Here is a 17,675-nt window from a genome sequence, read left to right on the forward strand (position 1 = left end):
CTGCTCCGTTCACGGGTTAGACTTGGATGGAACTTTTTCATATAATAGAGTAGCTGCAAGAAAGTATTGTAAAAAGGACGTGGAAGCATGAGTTCGGAAAGCTCGTTTGATATTGTATCGAAGATGGACATTCAGGAACTGACCAATGCGATTCATCAGACCGAGAAGGAAATTGAGAACCGGTTCGATTTCAAAGGAAGCAAGAGCAGCCTGAAGCTGGAGAAGGACGCCCTTATCATCGCATCCGACGATGAATACAAGCTGAATGCTGTTATTGACATTTTGCAGTCCAAGATGGTCAAACGGGGAATTACGCTGAAGAATCTGGATTACGGCAAGATCGAGCCTGCGTCTCTCGGCACGGTTCGTCAGCGTCTCGGGCTGAAGCAGGGCATCGACCAGGACAATGCCAAGAAGATCAACATCCTGATCCGGGACTCGAAGCTTAAGGTGAAGAGCCAGATTCAAGGTGACCAGATCCGGGTTACGGGCAAGAGCCGCGACGACCTGCAGCAGATTATCGCGCTGCTCCGCAAAGCGGATCTGCCGCTGGATTTGCAGTTCACGAACCTGAAGTGATGGACGCGCCCCGCCGGATGCCAGCTTTCCGATGGCGGGGTGCTTTGCTGTTTGCTTCGACCGTTTAATGGCTAAATTATAAGAGTCCGGGGGAGGAAGATTCGTGAATTTGCCCAACCGCATCACGCTTGCGCGGATATGTCTGATTCCGATCATGATGTTTTTTTTGCTGGTGGATTTTGATTTCTATGCACAGCTGCACTGGGGTTCCTTTGAACTGTCCGTCAATCATTTGATTGCAGCTATATTATTCCTGCTTGCTGCGAGTACGGACGGGATCGACGGCTATATCGCCCGCAAGCACAACCTGGTGACCAATCTGGGCAAGCTGCTGGATCCGCTGGCGGACAAGCTCCTGATTTCGGCCGTCCTGATCTCGCTGGTCGAGCTGGGACGCTGCGATTCGTGGATTGTCATTGTCATTATATTCAGAGAATTCGCGGTGACCGGTCTTCGCCAGATCGCTCTTCTGGAGGGGAAGGTCGTCGCGGCGAGCAAATGGGGCAAGCTCAAAACGATTCTTCAGATCGTGGCGATTTCACTGCTCCTGCTTAACAATTTCCCGTTCCAGTTCATCAGTATTCCGTTTGACGATATCGCCATCTGGGCTGCGGCCATTGTAACGATCATTTCGGGCGTGGACTATTTTGTCAAGAACAAGGAATTGCTGCAGCTGGACAACGCTTGAATACAAATACAGACCCGAAAGGCGCGAGGCGAGGATGAAAGCAGAAATTATTGCAGTCGGAACGGAACTGCTGCTTGGCCAAATTGTGAACAGCAATGCCCGCTTCCTGTCGCTGGAACTGGCGGCGCTCGGTATTGACGTCTATTTCCAGACCGTAGTCGGGGACAACCCGACGCGTCTGCAGGAAGCGGTGGAGATTGCCCGCGGCCGGGCGGACATCCTGTTGTTCACCGGCGGCATAGGGCCGACCGAGGATGATTTGACCAAAGAGACGCTGGCGGCCGTTCTGGGCCGGGATCTCCATACCGACCGCATTGCCATGGATCAGGTGGAACGCTTCTTCACCGACCGCGGACGCGAGATGACGGAGAACAACCGGAAGCAGGCGCTTATGATCGACGGAGCGACTCCGCTTCCCAACGGGACAGGGCTAGCCGTAGGGCTGGCGCTGGCTGAGAACGGCCGGTTCTATATTGTGCTGCCCGGACCGCCCCGGGAGATGGAGCCGATGTTCACGGAACAGGCGAAGCCTTGGTTGCTGCAGCATGCGCTGACCGATGAAATGCCGCTGTATTCCAAAATGCTGAAGTTCGCCGGGATCGGCGAATCGCAGCTGGAGACCCGTCTGATTGACCTGATTCGCAATCAGACGGACCCGACGATCGCCCCCTATGCCAAAGAGGGCGAAGTGACGATTCGCATCTCCACCAAGGCTCCCGGGGAGCGGGAAGCTATGGAGAAGCTGGGCAAGCTGCAGGACAAGATTCAGGCGCTGCTTCCCGAGCATATGTATGCGGACATTGACGTGCCCTTGGAGAAGATTATCGTCGACTGGATGGCCGATGCAGGACTTACCGTCAGCGCCGCCGAGAGCTGCACCGGAGGGCTGCTGATGAGCAGCATTACGAGCGTTCCGGGCAGCGCCTCGATGTTCCTTGGCGGTGTAGTCTGCTATTCCAACGAAATGAAGCAGAAGCTTCTGAATGTGCCCAAGGATTATCTGGAAGGTCCGGACGCCCCCGGAGCCGTCAGCCGGGAAGTCGCCGAAGTGCTTGCCGAGCAAGTGCGGATGCTGACTGATACCGACTTCGGCTTGTCAATCACGGGAGTGGCGGGTCCGGCCTATTCCGAGCGCAAGCCGGTGGGGCTGGTCTATATCGGCATCGCCGAGCGGGGAGGAAGTACGGAAGTGTTCGAGCTTAACCTGAGCGGTAACCGGGAGACGATCCGCATCCGTTCGGTGAAGTCGATCCTCTACCGGCTGTGGCGCCGGCTGGAGGAGCGCGAGGATGTGGAGACGCCGCTGGGCGGCTCGGATCTCGCTTGATTTTAGTGCCTGCATCCTATATAATGGAAGTATACGGAAGGACCGTGGCAATCTCTTGTTTGCCGCGGTTTTTCCTTTTTTAAGCCGGCTGACGCCTCCCGCCGGAGGGGCCGTCCGCGCTTGAAGGGGAACAAAAAAACGAATGTATGTTCGAGAAAATGCTTGGCAAAGGCCTCAAAACAAGGTATTATATATATATAAACAGGGAAAAGGATGTGATCTGATTGTCAGATCGTCGTGCAGCGCTGGAGATGGCGCTTCGTCAAATAGAGAAACAATTCGGTAAGGGTTCGATTATGAAGCTTGGCGAATCCACCCATATGCAAGTGGAGATTGTACCCAGCGGATCGCTGGCTTTGGATATTGCTCTGGGAATCGGCGGAATCCCTAAGGGCCGCATTATAGAAGTATACGGACCGGAATCCTCCGGTAAGACTACGGTTGCGCTGCATGCCATTGCCGAAGTTCAGAAAGCGGGCGGACAGGCCGCCTTCATCGACGCGGAACATGCGCTCGACCCGAGCTATGCAAGCAAGCTTGGCGTCAACATCGACGAGCTGCTTCTCTCTCAGCCGGATACCGGCGAACAGGCGCTGGAGATTGCCGAAGCTCTTGTCCGCAGCGGTGCAGTAGATATTATTGTCGTGGACTCGGTAGCAGCCTTGGTGCCGAAGGCGGAGATTGAAGGCGAGATGGGCGACTCCCACGTGGGCCTCCAGGCTCGTCTGATGTCCCAGGCGCTGCGCAAGCTGTCGGGGTCCATCAACAAATCGAAGACCATTGCCATCTTCATTAACCAGCTTCGCGAGAAGATTGGCGTCATGTTCGGCAATCCGGAGACAACGCCGGGCGGCCGCGCCCTGAAATTCTACTCGACCATCCGCCTGGATGTGCGCCGCGTAGAGAGCATTAAGATGGGCAACGATATTGTAGGTAACCGTACGCGAATCAAGGTTGTGAAGAACAAGGTGGCTCCTCCATTCAAGCAGGCCGACATCGATATCATGTACGGCGAAGGCATTTCGAGAGAGGGCAGCATTATTGATATTGCCACCGAAATGGATGTAGTGAATAAGAGCGGCGCTTGGTACTCTTACGAAGGCGAGCGTCTCGGTCAGGGACGTGAGAATGCCAAGCAGTTCCTGAAAGAACATCAGGATATCGCCTTGGTAATCGAGAACAAGATTCGCGAAGCGAGCAATCTTACTACACTGGTTGCAGCTCCGACGGAAGCGCAGCTGGAAGAAGAGAAGCAGGAAGAGCAGGCACTGCTGGAAATGGAATAAGCGGAATTTAGAGCGGGACGCCCTGTGAAAGAATGCAGGGCGTCTTTTTTGCTACAGCCAATGACAAATTAAGGGAGAGACAATTCACATGGTTATTCAGCTAAATCCCGAACCGGAGGAGGAGAAAGAAGACCCGCTGCTGGCATTCCCGGAACATACGGAATTGGAGATTACCCGGGTAGAGAGAATGAAGAAATCCCGCAGCCGGTATATCATTTATTTTGGAGAGATTGCCGTTCCGATCCACGAAGATATTATGATTAAGTACCGGATGATGTCTGGCCGGAGCTTCGGGAAGACGGAACTGCTGGAGATCATCCAGGCGGATGAACGGCAGCGGGCTTATGCGGAAGGTCTTCGGTATCTGGAGAGCAAGCCGAGAACAGCAGTCGAAATCTCGCGTCGTCTGCGCCAGAAGGAATTCAGCGAGTCTGTGGTGGAAGGAGCGGTCGAACGGCTTACCCGGGAGCGCTTCGTCGACGACCGGCAGTATGCTTCCCGCTGGGCGGAGCAGCGGATTACCGGACACCGCAAGGGCAAGCTCTGGGTGCGTCAGGAACTGAGGGAGAAGGGGATCGAGAAGTCGCTGATTGCGGAGGCGCTTGAAGGAATCAGCGAGGAAGAGGAGTTCGACGGGGCCTTGCAGCTGGGACGCCGGAAGTGGAGTTCCTCCAAGGGAGAGGCAATCGACCGGCGGCGGAAGACGGGCGCATATTTGATGCGGCGGGGGTATTCCGGCGATATCGTGCGCCGGGTGTTGAATGAACTGCGAAAGCTGGAAGCGGAAGAAGGCGAAGAGGAAATTGAAGACTTCTATTGACTTTGAAGCCGTGAACCGCTCTCTTGACAACGTCTTTTTGTAAAGAATAAAATATATCATGAATCGGCATGACCTCAAAAGCCCTTTTTCCTTCCCAAAAAGGGTCTTAAAGGCAATCCGGCTCTTGTCTCCACTTATATGAATGTTAATCGCCGGATTCGGCGGGCTGTGACCATGCGCAACAAGTGTGCAGTATGGCATCCGTTATGGATGGTTCAACGACAGCTGCACAAGTCCCAGGGAATGCCTTGGAGGAACCAACGAGGAGGTGAAACAGATGGCAACTTGGATCTGGATCATCATCGTTCTCGTTGTAGCGACATTATTCTTTGGGTTCGGTTATTTTATTCGCAAATCCCTTGCAGAAGCCAAGATTTCCAGTGCGGAAGAAGCCGCCGCCCTTATCGTGGAGAACGCGAAGAAGGAAGCGGAAGCGCAGAAGAAGGAGACGGTACTGGAAGCGAAGGACGAAGTTCATCGTATCCGTACCGAGGCCGAGAAGGAAACCCGTGAACGTCGGAATGAAATCCAACGTCAGGAAAGACGGTTGCTGCAAAAGGAAGAATCGCTGGATAAAAAAATGGAATCGCTTGAACGAAAAGAAGAACAAGTGGCTAACAAAGAGAAACGAATTGATGAGACCCAGCAACAAATCGATGTCATCTACCGGAATCAGGTCACGGAGCTGGAACGTATCTCCAACCTGACGATGGAAGACGCTAGAAGCATTATTCTCAGCAATGTAGAACAGGAAGTTCGCCACGAAACTGCGCAGATGATCAAGGAGATTGAGCAGCAGGCCAAGGAAGAAGCGGATAAGAAATCCCGCGAGATCATTACATTGGCCATCCAACGCTGCGCCGCCGATCATGTGGCGGAAACAACAGTCTCGGTGGTTACTCTGCCGAACGAAGAGATGAAGGGACGCATTATCGGCCGCGAGGGACGCAACATCCGCGCGCTCGAGACGCTGACCGGAATCGATCTGATTATCGACGATACACCGGAAGCGGTCATTCTGTCGGGATTTGATCCGATTCGCCGCGAAGTAGCCCGTACCGCTCTGGAGAAACTGGTTGCCGATGGACGTATCCATCCGGCCCGGATTGAAGAGATGGTGGACAAATCGCGCAAGGAAGTGGACGAACGAATCCGCGAGTATGGCGAGCAGGCCACCTTCGAGGTAGGCGTGCACGGTCTGCATCCGGATCTGATTAAGATTCTGGGACGTTTGAAATTCCGGACCAGTTACGGCCAGAACGTGCTGAAGCACTCTATGGAAGTGGCTTACTTGACTGGACTTATGGCGGGCGAGCTTGGGGAAGACATCGTGCTGGCTAAACGAGCCGGTCTGTTGCATGATATCGGCAAAGCGCTCGACCATGAGGTGGAAGGCTCGCACGTTGAAATCGGCGTAGAGCTTGCCAAGAAATACAAGGAACATCCGGTCGTTATCAACAGTATCGCTTCTCATCACGGCGATACCGAAGCGACTTCAGTCATCGCCATGCTGGTTGGAGCAGCCGACGCCTTGTCGGCGGCAAGACCGGGAGCTCGGCGCGAGACGCTGGAGACGTATATCAAGCGTCTAGAGAAGCTGGAGGAAATCTCCGAGTCTTTCGAGGGCGTCGAGAAATCGTACGCCATTCAGGCCGGGCGCGAGGTTCGCGTGATGGTGCAGCCTGACAAGATCGACGACGCGGAAGCCTTCAGACTGGCCCGTGACATCACGAAGACCATCGAGAATGAACTGGATTATCCGGGACATATCAAGGTTACGGTAATTCGTGAGACCCGCGCGGTGGAATACGCTAAATAAGGCAGGAAATCCTAAAGTGGCGCCGATCCGGCGCCACTTTTATTGATACGGTGGTCAATCAGAAATCGGAGGAGATTATCATCAAGGTTCTGTTTATCGGAGACATCGTCGGCAATACCGGACGCAAGGCGCTGCGCGAAATGCTGCCGAAGCTGAAATCCAAGTACCAGCCGCATCTTATTATCGCCAACGGCGAGAATGCAGCGGCGGGACGGGGAATCACCTCGGCGATCGCCAACGAGTTTTTTAACTGGGGCATTCACGGCATTACGATGGGCAACCATACCTGGGACAATAAGGACATTTTTGAATTCATTGATGACGAACAGCGCATGGTGCGTCCGGCCAATTTCCCTCCGGGTACACCCGGTCGCGGCTATACGGTCGTCAAGGGGAACGGCAAGCAGCTGGCGATTGTCAATCTTCAGGGCCGCACGTTCCTGCCGGCGATTGACGATCCGTTCCGGATCGGTGAAGAGATTGTGGAGGAGCTGCGCAGAGACCACAAATGCATTCTGGTGGATTTTCATGCAGAAGCGACGTCCGAGAAGATAGCGATGGGCTATTTTATGGACGGCCGCGCTTCCATCGTGGTAGGTACCCACACCCATGTTCAAAGCAACGACGATGTTATTCTGCCGGGAGGAACCGCTTACCTGACGGATGCCGGGATGGTTGGTTCAAGAGAAGGAATATTGGGTATGGAAAAAGATGCAGTACTCTATAAATTTACCACCCAGCTTCCATCCCGATTTACGGTAGATGAGGGGAAATGGCAGCTTCATGGCCTGTATGCGGAACTCGATGAAACCACGGGCAAAGCGGTGAAATTACAGAAAATCCGTATCCTGGAAGATGAATGGGTAATGGATTAGAGAAGGATGGTGGTAGTAGGGCTTTTGGCAGTTTGCCTTAATTATCTGGGAGTAGTGTGATATTTCTAATATCCAACAAGAGTATCTTTAGTACCATTTTTAGCCGGGACATTTGCAAAAAGAAGGAATAGATTCTTCTCTCGCGAATAACATCATACAGTAGTGGCAGGATACTATTTTCTCCCAGGGGAGGTACTTACTATGGATGTATTAAAAGTATCAGCTAAATCCAATCCGAATTCTGTTGCCGGCGCATTGGCGGGCGTTCTTCGCGAACGGGGAGCCGCCGAGCTGCAGGCGATCGGAGCGGGTGCCTTGAACCAAGCCATCAAAGCCGTTGCCATCGCCCGGGGATTCGTTGCGCCTAGCGGCGTCGATCTGATTTGCATTCCTGCTTTTACCGATATTGTGATCGACGGCGAGGACCGTACTGCCATCAAATTGATTGTGGAGCCCAGATAGAGTGTATTCATAGATTGCGAGCAGCGGACCGCAGCCCTGCGCAGGGAGGCGGTCCGCTGCTTTTTTGCTGTTCCGGAAATAGGGACTTGACCGGCTGCATACGCTGTTACAAGAGAGGGAGGAAAGCAATATGCCTTTACGTTCACAATGGCCTGTCGCCGATCTTCACTGTGATGTGCTCAGCAAGCTGGCTCGGAATCCCGAACTGGAATTTGCAGATTCTTCCGGTCTGGATGTCACCTTGAAGCGCATGCGCCAAGGCGGGGTGAGCTTACAGTGCTTCGCCGTATTCGTGCTGCCCGGCTCCGGCTCTCCGCGGCTGGAGCAGGCGCTGCGTCAAATCGAATGCTACCGGAGAGAAGTGATCGGAGCCGGAGGGCTTCGGCCGCTCTGCTGGAGAGAGGAAGCCGCCGAGCTGAATCGTCTCCAACGTCCGGATCAGCGCTGGGCGCTCCTGTCGCTGGAGGGAGCGGACTGCCTGGAAGGGAGCCTGTTCTACGCGGAAGTGCTGTATGAGCTTGGAGTCCGATTGTTGGGCCTTACCTGGAACGGGGCCAACTGGGCGGCGGACGGAATTGGGGAAGAGCGGGGCGGCGGATTGACTGCCAAAGGAAAGCGGCTGGTGGAATGGTGCAGCGAGCACGGGATGCTGCTGGATGTGTCGCATCTCTCGGAACGGGGGTTCTGGGAGGTGGCAGAGAATTCCGTACGGCCCATTATCGCCTCTCATTCCAATGCCAGAGCAGGCTGCCGCCATCGGCGCAATCTGGAAGACGATCAGATTCGGACCATTGCCGAACGCGGAGGCTTGATCGGACTGAACTTTTTTCCGTGGTTCGTGACTGACGGCAGTCAGGGAAAAGCGGAAGATTTGATCCCGCATATTGAGCGGATCTGCGAATTGGGGGGCGAACGCAGTCTGGCGTTCGGGTCGGATTTTGACGGGATTGATGACAAACTTCGCGGCTTGGAGCATCCGGGCAGATTCCCTGCCTTCCTGGATCTTCTGCTGAAAAGGTATCCCGAGAATGCGGTCCGGGACTGGAGCTGCGGGAACGCGGTGCGCTTCCTCTCCGACCATCTGCCTTCCAGCGCTGTGAATAAAGGGAATCCGAGGGGGCCCAAATAAGAAGAGATTGTGAAAAAGGGACCCGTAAACGTGGGTTCCTTTTTCTTTTGGGTAATTAGAGGTATAATGGTCAATGGCTTGTACAGATACTAGAGAAAATTCAAGGAGTGACTTGACAATGAGCAAGACTGTACCCGTAGGTGTGTCGGCCCGACATATTCACCTTACGCAGGAGCACATCGAGGCGCTGTTCGGCGCCGGTTATCAGCTGACAGAATTCAAACCGCTCTCCCAGCCCGGCCAGTTCGCGGCGAACGAGCAGGTTGCCGTAATCGGTCCCAAAGGCCAATTCGACAAGGTTCGCATCCTGGGTCCGGCCCGTCCGGCTTCCCAGCTTGAAATTTCCCGCACGGATTCGTTCGCGATCGGCGTGAAGGCACCTGTCCGGGAATCCGGCAAAATTGAAGGAACGCCCGGCATTCTGGTTAAAGGTCCGGCCGGGGAGGTCGAACTTGAGACAGGCGTGATCGTGGCAGCCCGACACATTCATTTCCATACCTCCGAAGCGGCTGCCTGGGGCATTGCCGACCAGCAGCTTCTGAAGGTCCGCCTTGGCGGCGAACGCGGCCTGGTGCTTGAGAATGTCATTGCCCGCGTATCCGACAACTTCAAGCTGGATATGCACATTGACACCGACGAAGCCAATGCCGCCGGTGCTAAGAACGGCGACACTGCGGAGATTGTAGAATAAGAATCGGCCATCATTATTCTGTGGAAGGCTGTCCCGAGAGGGACAGCCTTTTTGGATGGGGCGGAAAGTCAAGGCGGGCGGACCGCGCAGCAGCTTCGTTTGAAGTAGGAGTTCAGGCGGGTAATACATTAGCAGAACAGATTCTCGCAGTCGAAGGGAGCAACGAACATGAGTGACAAGCGCAAGGAGAATATTCACGTTACGCCGGACGGAGACGAAGGCTGGGTCAATCAGAGCCAAGGCAAGGAGCTGAGCCGGCACCGAACCAAGGAAGAGGCCGAGGAGGCGGGACGCGAAGAAGCCAAAGAGGCGCATACCGAGCTGAAGATTCACAAGAAGGATGGCGTAATCTCCGAATCGCACAGTTACGGCAATGATCCGTTCCCACCCCGGGGATAGCCCATGAACGGCATGCGAACAAGCGGAGAACAACTGGTAGGGCGCAAGCCGGTCACTTGGCCGGCTTTTTGAGCTGTCGGCGTACAGTGCGTCAACACGGCTGCCGTCCGGCAAAGGAACGAAGCGGCATTTCGGAATGGAGAATTCTCGCGCTGCTCTCCGCCCGAAGCTGACTGCAATGGAGATTCCTTACATTTTCCCCGTAACATTTTTAACTGACCAACGGTCAGGACAGCCTTAAAATAAGAATGTAAACGCTTTATATTATTTGGATCTGGGGGAATGTTTGTGAAAAAGGGAACAAAAATCTTCGCAGCCGCCGGTCTCTCGCTGGCCCTGCTGGGCGGCGGCGCAGCCGTCGTCAACAATGCTCATCCGGTATCGGCAGCCGCGGCTCCGCTGAAGGTCGGACGCGTCGAAGCAGCCGCTCACGGGAAGAAATGCTTTACTGTGGCCGTAGCCGTTGTACAGAACGGCGTAATTGTCGCCGCTTCGGTGGATGACTACCAATTCATGGACAAGAGCACGGTAACGGGCGTACCGAATTCCGATTCGGATTTCGGCGCGAACTATAAGGACCCGAACATGGTCCTGGCATCCAAGAAGACCAACGCCGCTTACTACAGCGAGCATATGAAGGAAGCTGCCGGTTCGACGGTCTCCTATGACAAGAATCTGGCCGCCATCGAGAAATTTGCCACCGGCCGGACGATCAAATCACTGGAAATGTCGCTGAAGGCGAAATCACCGGAGCAGATGGTCGACGCCGTAAGCGGCGCGACGCTGGTGGACACCAAGGGCTATCTCCAGGCGATTCTGGACGCAGCCAAAGCTGCCAAATAGGCAGAGCGCCAGCTCTGTACAGACTTCCCCGGATGCCGGGGAAGTCTTTTTGATATGCCCGGGTATCCGGTTCGGAGAAACGTGCAATGCCGGTGCGATCTCGTCGCGCAACGCGGCGGGGTATGGTATAATTTTAAATTGCAATGAAATTCAATTCAGCGATTATCTGTATACGATAAAAGGACGTGACCTCTATGACGATGGAGAAGCCAGGCTCACCGGACTTAAAATCCGGCAAGGGAACCAAGGATTACTCCCGGTATTTTGATTTCAGCGGCGCCAAGCTGATCTCGGAAGAAGACGGCAAAGCGACCTACCGCATCAAGGGACGGACCATTCAGGTCAACAGCCAGCCGGACTACAAGGAAGGCAAACGGCGGGGCAAGGAAGAAATCCAGATTCATTACGATTTTGCCATTCCCGAAGAGATGAAGCGCTTCGGCGAAGGCAAGCTGTATTCGATCACCACCTACGGCTGCCAGATGAACGAGCACGATACGGAGACGATGAAAGGGCTGCTCGAACAGATGGGCTACCGCGGGACGGACAACCGGAATGAAGCGGATCTCATCCTGCTGAACACCTGCGCCATCCGGGAGAATGCCGAGGATAAAGTGTTCGGCGAGCTGGGGCACCTGAAGCATCTGAAGACCGAGAAGCCGGGGCTGCTTCTGGGCGTCTGCGGCTGCATGTCCCAGGAAGAAGGAGTCGTGAACCGGATTCTCTCCAAGCACGGATTCGTTGACATGATCTTCGGCACGCACAATATCCACCGGCTGCCGGCGCTCATCAAGGAAGCGGTGTTCAGCAAGGAACTGGTCGTCGAGGTCTGGTCCAAGGAGGGCGACATTATCGAGAACCTCCCGAAGAAGCGGGAGGGCATGCGCGCCTGGGTCAATATCATGTACGGCTGCGACAAGTTCTGCACGTACTGTATCGTGCCTTACACCCGGGGCAAGGAGCGGAGCCGTCTGCCTGAAGATGTCATTGCGGAGCTGCGCGAGCTGGCGCGCCAGGGCTTCAAGGAAGTCACGCTGCTCGGCCAGAATGTGAACGCCTATGGCAAGGATTTTGAGGACCGGGACTATACGTTCGGCGACCTGATGGAAGACCTGCGGGGCATCGGCATCCCGCGCATCCGGTTCATGACCTCCCACCCCCGCGATTTCGACGATAAATTGGTTGCGGCGCTGGGCAAAGGGGGCAATCTGATGGAGAGCATCCATCTTCCGGTGCAGTCGGGCAGCAACGCCATACTGAAGCGCATGAGCCGCAAGTATTCGCGGGAGACTTACCTGGAGCTGGTCGGCAAGCTGAAGGCGGCCGTGCCGAATCTCTCGCTGAGCACCGACATTATTGTCGGCTTTCCGGGAGAAACGGACGAGCAGTTCGAGGAGACGATGTCGCTGGTCCGGGAAGTCGGCTACGATATGGCCTATACCTTTATATATTCTCCCCGGGAGGGTACCCCGGCGGCGGCCATGGAAGACAATGTTCCGGCAGAAGTCAAAAATGAACGGCTGCAGCGGCTGAACGCCCTGCTTGCCGAACAATCCCGGGCCGCAAGCGATGCGCTGCTCGGCCGGACGCTGGAAGTGCTGGTCGAAGGAGAAAGCAAGAACAATGCCCATATGCTGTCCGGCCGGACGCGGACGAACAAGCTGGTGCATTTTGAAGGCCCGGCGGAATGGATCGGCAGCTTCGTCCATGTGAAGATTACCGACACCAAGACCTGGTACATCAAGGGAGAGGCGATCCCGGCCGAAGTGCTGGCCGCCAACTGATCCCGGTGGAAGGAATGAAGACAAGTGACTGAAGAGAAGGACGGAAGAACCGGACAGAGCACGGCTGCCGGAGACACGGTGGAGCGCAACCGGATTATGGGCAAAGCCAAAGAACTGGCATCCCTGATCTCAACCAGCGAGGAAGTTCGGCATTTCCGGCAGGCCGAGGCCAAAATCCGCGACCATGAACGGGTGCAGGGACTCATCAGCACCATCAAGAAGAAGCAGAAGGAAATTGTAGCTTTTGAAAGCTTCGGCAACCGGGAAATGGCCGCCCGGATTGAAGGGGAGATCGCCGAGCTTCAGGCCGAGATCGACAGCATCCCGCTCGTCAATGAGTTTCAGCAGAGCCAGAGCGAGATCAATGATCTGCTTCAGCTCGTCATCCTGGCCATCAAGGATACCGTATCGGAGAAGATCCATGTCGAGACCGGCGCGGAAGCGCCCCCGCCGAGCTGCGGGGACTGATGAACCGAAGCAGATACAGATAAGATGACGACAGATGAACAAGGAGGCCGCCCGGTGGGCGGCCTTTGGCGTAGATTGGAACAACCGGATGCGACAACTTTTGATAATGTTCGATCTGGCGCCCCCTATATTGCTTTTGCCGGAAAAGGTCTGTTACATTAATAGGTGCGAAACAACCACCAGGACGGCAAAGGATGAAGACTATTGAACGAGAACGCGGAAATTCGATACAATGCGAGCAAATACCGCACGCCCGACGGCGTGCCGGCCGACATCGTGATGTTCACGCTCACCAAGCGCGAGCGCAAGACCGTGACGAAGACGCTGCCGCTCCGCGAGCTGAAGGTCATGCTGATCAGACGCAAGAAGTGGCCCTGCGCCGGCATGTGGGCGCTGCCCGGCGGCTTTTGCCAGGAGGATGAATCCATCTATGACGCGGCCAAGCGCGAGCTCAAGGAAGAGACGGGCGTCGACGGCGGCCATCTGGAATATTTGGGCGTATACAGCACGCCCGGACGGGACCCCCGGGGCTGGATCATCAGCCATGCTTTTTTTGCCCTGGTAGAAGAATGGATGCTGGAACAGCGGCAGGCGTCGGACGACGCCGGCGAGGTCGGACTGTTCACGCTGCAGGAAGCGCTGGAGGAGCTGGAGCTTGCTTTTGACCACCGGGAGATTATTACCGATGCCTATCACCGGATTCAGCAGCAGATGCTTCAGACGACGATTGCCCGGCAGTTCCTTCCGCCGCATTTCACGCTGAGCGAGCTGTATCAGGTCATTCAGACCGTGGTGCCGGAATTCAAGGAGCCTAATTTTATCCGCAAAATTACGTCAACCCGCAGCCGGCAGGGTATATTACAGGAAGTCAGGGATGAAGAGGGGCGGCCGCTGAGCTCCAATCAGTATTCGCAGCGTCCCGCCCAGCTCTATATGTTCACCGACCACGTTCCGCTGCTGTCCATTTATACGTAAAGCCAAGACGGCCGGGACGAATAACGCCAACGAAGGAGTGCGGATCTGTGAGAGCGCTGATTGTCATTGACTATACGAAGGATTTTGTGGACGGAAGTCTGCCGGTGGGGCAGCCGGGCATCGACATCGAGGACCGGATCTGCGAGCTCACCCGCGAATTCGCCGATGCCGGCGACGAGGTGGTCATGGCGGTCGATCTGCATGAACCGAATGATCCCTACCATCCCGAGAGCGCGCTCTTTCCGCCGCACAATCTGAGAGATACGGCCGGACGCGAGCTCTACGGCAAGCTGAAGGCCGTCTACGAGGCGCATCAGGACCAGATTCACTGGATGGACAAAACGCGCTACAGCGCCTTCTGCGGTACCGATCTGGATCTGCGCCTGCGGGCCCGGGGCATCACGGAGCTGCATCTGATCGGGGTGTGCACCGACATTTGCGTGCTGCATACCGCCGTGGATGCGTACAACCGGGGCTACGCCATCGTCGTCCACAAGGACGCGGTCGCGAGCTTCAATCCGCAGGGCCATGACTGGGCTCTGGGCCATTTTGCCGGAAGTCTGGGAGCCGAGGTTGTCAGCAAGGGCGAGAGACGGGAGATGACGAATTGAATCAGGAACTGGCACTTCACACCGACAAATATCAGATCAACATGATGTACGCCCATTGGGTGAACGGCACCCATAAGCGCCGGGCCGTGTTCGAGGCCTATTTCCGCAAGCTGCCCTTCGGCAACGGATTCGCCGTATTCGCCGGTCTGGAGCGGATTGTCCGCTATATCTCCACGCTCCGCTTCTCCGAAGAGGACATCCGCTATCTCTCGGAGCAGGAAGAGAATTACGATCCGGCCTTCCTGGAGGAGCTGCTGCGCTTCCGCTTCCAGGGCACGATTCATTCGATGCAGGAAGGCGCGGTCATCTTCCCCGAGGAACCGCTTGTGCGCGTGGAAGGCTCCATCATGGAAGCCCAGCTCGTGGAGACGGCGATTCTGAACTTCATGAACTACCAGACGCTGATCGCTACGAAGGCGGCCCGCATCAAGCAGGTGGCCGCCGGCGATACGCTGCTGGAGTTCGGCACCCGCAGGGCGCAGGAGGCTGACGCCGCGGTCTGGGGCGCCCGAGCGGCCTATGTGGCCGGCTTTGACGCGACCTCCAATATGCTGGCCGGCCGGCTCTTCGGCATCCCGACCAAGGGCACGCATGCCCATTCCTGGGTGCAGAGCTTCAGCAGCGAGCAGGAAGCGTTCGATGCCTATGCCCGCGTGCTGCCGGACGGGGTGACGCTGCTCGTTGATACGTTCGATACCTTGCGCAGCGGCGTTCCCCACGCCATTGCGACCGCCAAGAAGCTGGAAGCCCAGGGCAAACGGATGAAGGGGATCCGGCTGGACAGCGGCGACCTGGCCTACCTCTCGATTCAGGCCCGGAAGATGCTGGACGAAGCGGGACTGCCTTACGTGGGAATTGTAGCCTCGAACGATCTGGACGAGAATACCATTATGAACTTGAAGTCCCAGGGTGCCCGGATCGACACCTGGGGCGTGGGCACCCAACTGATTACCGCGTCGGACCAGCCTTCGCTCGGCGGGGTCTACAAGCTGGTGGAGATTGAAGCTGCCGACGGCCGGATGGTACCGACCATCAAAATCTCCAGCAATCCCGAGAAGGTCAGCACCCCCGGGAAGAAGGAGGTCTACCGGATTATCGGCGAGCAGGGCAAAGCGCTGGCGGATTATCTGGCTTTCCCGGAAGAAGAAGCGCCCCGCTCCGGCCGCAAGCTGAAGATCTTCAACCCGCTGCACCCGTATCTGCGCAAAAAGGTCGAGCGCTACGAAGCGATGCCGATGCTTCAGCCGATCTTCACGAACGGTCTGCAGGTCTATGAACTTCCGACACTGGAAGCCATCCGCGCCTACCACCGCTCCCAGCTTGATTTGTTCTGGCCCGAGTATTTGCGCAAGCTGAATCCTGAAGTCTACCGGGTCAGCCTCAGCGAGACGGTCTGGAACCGCAAGCAGGAGCTGATTGCGGAGCATCTGCATACCGAAGAGGAATAGAAACAACAATAGAACACCTGTCAAAGCGGATTTCTCAAGGAGCAAGCCTCTTTCCCGGCCGTACGGTTGGGTAAGAGGCTTTTTGGCGTTCACGGGATGAATTTGTGATTTTTGTCATGAAGACTGTGAGGAATTTAACATCTTAATTTTTAATTTTATTGCTAAATTAAGGGGACTTCTTGTGGGCCGAGCAGGCTTCAGCCACTAAATGTTCACTCTGCTGAATTTCGTGGGAGGTTATCTCTGGTTGGATTTACGCAGTGCTGTCGGGTGCTTGTTGCGTATAAGAGAAACCCTGCTGCGCCGATAAAATAATATGATTTTGGAACCGGACGGACTGCAAGATTTGTCACTTTAAAACAACTGGAAACACGATACAATCGTGAAAAAGTCAAAGTGCATGTTATTCTAGCTAACACTGAAAGGGGTTATGTCGGTGGTACAGTTGCCTGCAATCAATGAACGGGGCTTCTTCGAAATCCGCCTGGAATCCATAGGAGGGCTGGGAGCCAATCTGGCCGGCAAAATGCTGGCCGAAGCCGGCGTCGTCGGCGCGGGCCTGAACGGAGTCAGCTTCTCCTCTTACGGTTCGGAGAAGAAGGGCTCGCCGGTCAAGGCACATATCCGGTTCTGCGATCTGAATACGCCGATCCGCGATACGTCGCCCGTGGAACGGCCGCATGTTGTAGCCGTCTTCCATGAAGCGCTGGCCAAGACGGTCAATGTCGTCAGCGGAGTCTATGCTTCGAGCACCGTACTCGTCAACTCGTCCCGCACGCCGGAAGTCCTGAAGGAGACCCTGCGCCTGACAGCCGGCACGCTGGTGGTTGTAGATGCCACCGCCATCGCGCTGGAGGAGAAGAACAAAGTTAATATGGCGATGCTCGGGGCCATCTTCCGTCTCTGCCCGTTCCTCGACCCGGTTACGATGAAGGGCGTTATCGAGAAATCGCTCGGTAAGAAATATCCGCAAGCGGTGCAGGCTGCCCTGACGACGTTCGAGCGCGGCTACAATGAAGTGAAGATTCAGCAGTTCGGCCTTCCGGACGGCGTGAGCATGCCGGCGTTCGTCCGTTCCGACGTCTCGGCCCTGGGCTATGAGACGCAGCCGATGGGCGGTACGGTGGTCAATCCGGGAATGAGCTTTCTCAAGGACCTCAGCATCTCCCGTTCGGGAATGATGCCGAGCTATGACAGCGAATCGTGCATTCACTGCGCCGAGTGCGATTCCGTCTGCCCCGATATGTGCTTCGTATGGGAGGAGACCGTGAACAAGAAAGGCCGGTCCATGATGTTCTTGAAGGGGATCGACTACCAATATTGCAAAGGCTGTCTGAAATGCGTGGAAGTCTGCCCGACCTCGGCCCTGTCCCGGGTCCGGGAGAAGGAAGGACTGGCGGAGGAGCGCACGGTTCGGCACAGCTTCGAGCTTCTGCCCCAGGCTTGAGAATTCCGATTAAGGGAAGGTAAG

The 17,675-nt window shown here is 55.8% G+C and carries 18 protein-coding genes; all 18 read left to right on the forward strand.

Going from position 1 to position 17,675, the window contains the following annotated elements:
* Window positions 1–87 precede the first annotated feature (87 nt).
* The 18 genes from RBI05_RS05630 (at window position 88) to RBI05_RS05715 (ending at window position 17,651) form a co-directional block, all read left to right on the forward strand.
* The gene (locus RBI05_RS05630) at window positions 88–579 is read left to right on the forward strand and encodes a YajQ family cyclic di-GMP-binding protein (protein ID WP_150457287.1); all 492 of its coding nucleotides are present in this window, start codon (window positions 88–90) and stop codon (window positions 577–579) included.
* Window positions 580–682: 103 nt separating this feature from the next.
* Window positions 683–1,267, forward strand: a complete 585-nt coding sequence (gene pgsA, locus RBI05_RS05635) for a CDP-diacylglycerol--glycerol-3-phosphate 3-phosphatidyltransferase (RefSeq protein ID WP_150457288.1) — start codon at window positions 683–685, stop codon at window positions 1,265–1,267.
* A 34-nt stretch (window positions 1,268–1,301) separates the two neighbouring features.
* A complete protein-coding gene (locus RBI05_RS05640; protein WP_310550378.1) occupies window positions 1,302–2,594 on the forward strand; it encodes a competence/damage-inducible protein A in 1,293 nt (430 codons plus the stop codon).
* 224 nt (window positions 2,595–2,818) lie between these two features.
* The gene (gene recA / locus RBI05_RS05645; RefSeq protein ID WP_150457290.1) at window positions 2,819–3,880 is read left to right on the forward strand and encodes a recombinase RecA; all 1,062 of its coding nucleotides are present in this window, start codon (window positions 2,819–2,821) and stop codon (window positions 3,878–3,880) included.
* 88 nt (window positions 3,881–3,968) lie between these two features.
* Entirely contained in the window at window positions 3,969–4,700 is a 732-nt protein-coding gene (locus RBI05_RS05650) for a regulatory protein RecX (RefSeq protein WP_310550379.1), read from the forward strand.
* Window positions 4,701–4,977: 277 nt separating this feature from the next.
* The gene (rny, locus tag RBI05_RS05655; protein WP_150457292.1) at window positions 4,978–6,519 is read left to right on the forward strand and encodes a ribonuclease Y; all 1,542 of its coding nucleotides are present in this window, start codon (window positions 4,978–4,980) and stop codon (window positions 6,517–6,519) included.
* A gap of 80 nt (window positions 6,520–6,599) precedes the next feature.
* Window positions 6,600–7,394: a TIGR00282 family metallophosphoesterase gene (locus RBI05_RS05660; protein ID WP_310550499.1), complete on the forward strand. Its 795-nt coding sequence runs from the start codon at window positions 6,600–6,602 to the stop codon at window positions 7,392–7,394.
* Between the two features lie 201 nt (window positions 7,395–7,595).
* Entirely contained in the window at window positions 7,596–7,856 is a 261-nt protein-coding gene (locus RBI05_RS05665) for a stage V sporulation protein S (RefSeq protein ID WP_025335291.1), read from the forward strand.
* 130 nt (window positions 7,857–7,986) lie between these two features.
* On the forward strand, window positions 7,987–8,985 hold the full coding sequence (locus RBI05_RS05670; protein ID WP_310550380.1) for a dipeptidase: 999 nt from the start codon (window positions 7,987–7,989) through the stop codon (window positions 8,983–8,985).
* A gap of 118 nt (window positions 8,986–9,103) precedes the next feature.
* Window positions 9,104–9,676 carry a phosphate propanoyltransferase gene (gene pduL, locus RBI05_RS05675; RefSeq protein WP_150457295.1) on the forward strand — a complete coding sequence of 191 codons (573 nt, stop codon included), beginning with the start codon at window positions 9,104–9,106 and terminating at the stop codon, window positions 9,674–9,676.
* Between the two features lie 168 nt (window positions 9,677–9,844).
* A complete protein-coding gene (locus tag RBI05_RS05680) occupies window positions 9,845–10,075 on the forward strand; it encodes a DUF2188 domain-containing protein (protein ID WP_150457296.1) in 231 nt (76 codons plus the stop codon).
* 288 nt (window positions 10,076–10,363) lie between these two features.
* The gene (locus RBI05_RS05685; protein ID WP_150457297.1) at window positions 10,364–10,918 is read left to right on the forward strand and encodes a hypothetical protein; all 555 of its coding nucleotides are present in this window, start codon (window positions 10,364–10,366) and stop codon (window positions 10,916–10,918) included.
* A gap of 194 nt (window positions 10,919–11,112) precedes the next feature.
* On the forward strand, window positions 11,113–12,702 hold the full coding sequence (gene miaB / locus RBI05_RS05690) for a tRNA (N6-isopentenyl adenosine(37)-C2)-methylthiotransferase MiaB (RefSeq protein WP_310550381.1): 1,590 nt from the start codon (window positions 11,113–11,115) through the stop codon (window positions 12,700–12,702).
* 24 nt (window positions 12,703–12,726) lie between these two features.
* The gene (locus RBI05_RS05695; RefSeq protein ID WP_408638307.1) at window positions 12,727–13,170 is read left to right on the forward strand and encodes a RicAFT regulatory complex protein RicA family protein; all 444 of its coding nucleotides are present in this window, start codon (window positions 12,727–12,729) and stop codon (window positions 13,168–13,170) included.
* Between the two features lie 204 nt (window positions 13,171–13,374).
* Window positions 13,375–14,145, forward strand: coding sequence for an NUDIX domain-containing protein (locus RBI05_RS05700; protein ID WP_150457298.1), 771 nt, complete (start codon window positions 13,375–13,377; stop codon window positions 14,143–14,145).
* A gap of 47 nt (window positions 14,146–14,192) precedes the next feature.
* Entirely contained in the window at window positions 14,193–14,756 is a 564-nt protein-coding gene (locus RBI05_RS05705) for a cysteine hydrolase family protein (protein WP_150457299.1), read from the forward strand.
* Window positions 14,753–16,204 carry a nicotinate phosphoribosyltransferase gene (locus tag RBI05_RS05710; RefSeq protein ID WP_310550382.1) on the forward strand — a complete coding sequence of 484 codons (1,452 nt, stop codon included), beginning with the start codon at window positions 14,753–14,755 and terminating at the stop codon, window positions 16,202–16,204. Before RBI05_RS05705 ends, RBI05_RS05710 begins: the two co-directional genes overlap by 4 nt.
* A gap of 436 nt (window positions 16,205–16,640) precedes the next feature.
* Complete coding sequence (locus RBI05_RS05715; RefSeq protein WP_408638308.1) at window positions 16,641–17,651, forward strand: 2-oxoacid:acceptor oxidoreductase family protein; 1,011 nt, start codon at window positions 16,641–16,643, stop codon at window positions 17,649–17,651.
* Window positions 17,652–17,675: the final 24 nt, after the last annotated feature.

Source organism: Paenibacillus glufosinatiresistens (assembly GCF_031470375.1).
Classification (GTDB): Bacteria; Bacillota; Bacilli; order Paenibacillales; family Paenibacillaceae; genus Paenibacillus_AQ; species Paenibacillus_AQ glufosinatiresistens.

Excerpts from the sequence above, each read along its gene's own strand:
- RBI05_RS05630 (WP_150457287.1), top strand. The coding sequence starts at position 88 with ATGAGTTCGGAAAGCTCGTTTGATATTGTATCGAAGATGGACATTCAG.
- RBI05_RS05640 (WP_310550378.1), top strand. The coding sequence starts at position 1,302 with ATGAAAGCAGAAATTATTGCAGTCGGAACGGAACTGCTGCTTGGCCAA.
- RBI05_RS05650 (WP_310550379.1), top strand. The coding sequence starts at position 3,969 with ATGGTTATTCAGCTAAATCCCGAACCGGAGGAGGAGAAAGAAGACCCG.
- rny (WP_150457292.1), top strand. The coding sequence starts at position 4,978 with ATGGCAACTTGGATCTGGATCATCATCGTTCTCGTTGTAGCGACATTA.
- RBI05_RS05665 (WP_025335291.1), top strand. The coding sequence starts at position 7,596 with ATGGATGTATTAAAAGTATCAGCTAAATCCAATCCGAATTCTGTTGCC.
- RBI05_RS05670 (WP_310550380.1), top strand. The coding sequence starts at position 7,987 with ATGCCTTTACGTTCACAATGGCCTGTCGCCGATCTTCACTGTGATGTG.
- pduL (WP_150457295.1), top strand. The coding sequence starts at position 9,104 with ATGAGCAAGACTGTACCCGTAGGTGTGTCGGCCCGACATATTCACCTT.
- RBI05_RS05680 (WP_150457296.1), top strand. The coding sequence starts at position 9,845 with ATGAGTGACAAGCGCAAGGAGAATATTCACGTTACGCCGGACGGAGAC.
- miaB (WP_310550381.1), top strand. The coding sequence starts at position 11,113 with ATGACGATGGAGAAGCCAGGCTCACCGGACTTAAAATCCGGCAAGGGA.